At 64.0% G+C, this 1,782-nt stretch carries 2 protein-coding genes; both read right to left on the minus strand.

Going from position 1 to position 1,782, the window contains the following annotated elements; all coding sequences use genetic code 11:
• Positions 1-429: YtoQ family protein (locus ACTG4J_RS15355; protein ID WP_439140603.1), on the minus strand; the 429-nt coding region annotated here is incomplete at its 3' end.
• 102 nt (positions 430-531) lie between these two features.
• Positions 532-1,782: phenylalanine--tRNA ligase subunit beta (locus tag ACTG4J_RS15360; RefSeq protein ID WP_439140604.1), on the minus strand; the 1,251-nt coding region annotated here is incomplete at its 5' end.

A 1,782-nucleotide genomic window follows, 5' to 3' on the forward strand; every position in this document is an offset into this window, starting at 1 on the left:
GGTCAGCACATAACACAGGATCTGGGCCACCTGCCCCGGCTGGTCACAGGCGGCCAGCGCCGCGGCATGCACCTCTTTCAGGGCATGTTGATGCTCGGGCAGGCTGACGATGATCAGGGGCTTGCCAAGTGCGGCCGCATAGCCCGCATCGAAGGCGGCATTCCACTGCTTGTATTTCTCGCCGAAGCGCACCACCACGATATCGGCGGTTTCGATGCCATGCCGGGTACGGATGGCGTTGAGTTTGGCACCCTTTTGGTCATGCCAGAACTTGTCGGGTTCCGCGCCAAGGATCGCCACGCCGCAATCATCGCTGGCCGCATGATCGGTGACCGGCCCGGTAAAGACCACATCCAAGCCATGGGCGGCATCCGCGATCTCGTCGCGCCAATCGGTATGGATTTCACCCGAGAGATAAACGGTCAGCATGTCATGCCCCTTTCAGGAAACGCAGGCGCAACCCCGCTATCTTTGCTTCGAAAATACTCCCGCCGGAGGCGTCAACAGCCAGCCAGACGCGCCCATCGCGGGTCAGCCCCTCAGCGTGCCGCCCGATGCCTTGGTGACCTTGTCCACCACCTTCGCCGCCACGGCTTCGATCTCTTCCTCGGTCAGGGTGCGATCTTGGGGCTGCAAGCGCACGCTAAGCGCGATGGATTTGTGCCCCTCGCCCAAGCTGCCGCCGATGAATTCATCAAAGACGCGCACATCGGTGATCAGCGCCTTATCGGCGCCGCTTGCGGCATTGACCAAGACGGCCGCTTCGACACCGGCATCGACGACAAAGGCGAAATCACGCTCGACCGCCTGATACTCGGCCATCGTCACCGCGCCGCGGCTTGCACCGGCGGACTTCGGCATCGGGATTTCGGCGGCATAGATGGTGAATGCCATAGCCGGCCCTTTCACATCCATCTCCTTCAGCACCTTGGGATGCAATTCGCCAAAAACGGCCAGCCGCTTTTGCGGGCCAAGGCACAAGATCCCGTGGCGCCCGGGGTGCCACCAGCCCGGCGCACCGCGCAGGATCTGCATTTTGGCCGGTGCGCCCATCGCGGCAAGCACCGCTTCGGCATCGGCCTTGATGTCGAAGACATCGACACCGCGCCGCGCGCCATGGGGGTCGCGGGGGCCTGTCTGGCCGACCAAAAGCCCCGCGACCTGCAAATGCTGCTCACCCGGCTCACCACCGTGAAAGGCGTGGCCGACCTCGCAAAGCGCCAGATCCATCATGCCGCGCGCCTGATTGCGGGCGGCAGCACGCAGAAGGCCGGGCAGCAGATCGGGGCGCATATGGCTCAGATCGGCGGAAATCGGATTTTCCAGCATCACATCATCGGTGCCGCCGCCGAAAAGCTGGGCCGCCGCGCGGTCGATGAAGGAATAGGTGACGCATTCATTATAGCCCAAGGCCGCGGCTGTCCGCCGCCCCATGCGCTCGCGTGATTGCATCGGCGTCAGCACGGGCTTGGGCACGCCTGCCGTCGCGCGCGGCAGTGGTTTGGGCTCGAGCTTGGTGAGGGACGAAATGCGCGCCACCTCTTCGACAAGATCGGCCTCACCCTGCACATCGCGCCGCCATGAGGGTACCCAAACCTCGAGCGTATCGCCCGCGCCCGTAGCCGAAAAGCCAAGGCTGGTCAGGATGCGGACCTGTTCGGATTTGGCGATCTCCATCCCCACCAGCGAAATCACCCGCTTGGTATCGAGGGTGTAGCTGCGCGCGGTGTTGGGGGCGCTGCCCGCCTCGACCAGATCGGAGGCCTCACCGCCGCAGAGATC

This window comes from Roseicyclus sp., from assembly GCF_965662675.1.
In the GTDB taxonomy this organism is placed as follows: domain Bacteria; phylum Pseudomonadota; class Alphaproteobacteria; order Rhodobacterales; family Rhodobacteraceae; genus Roseicyclus.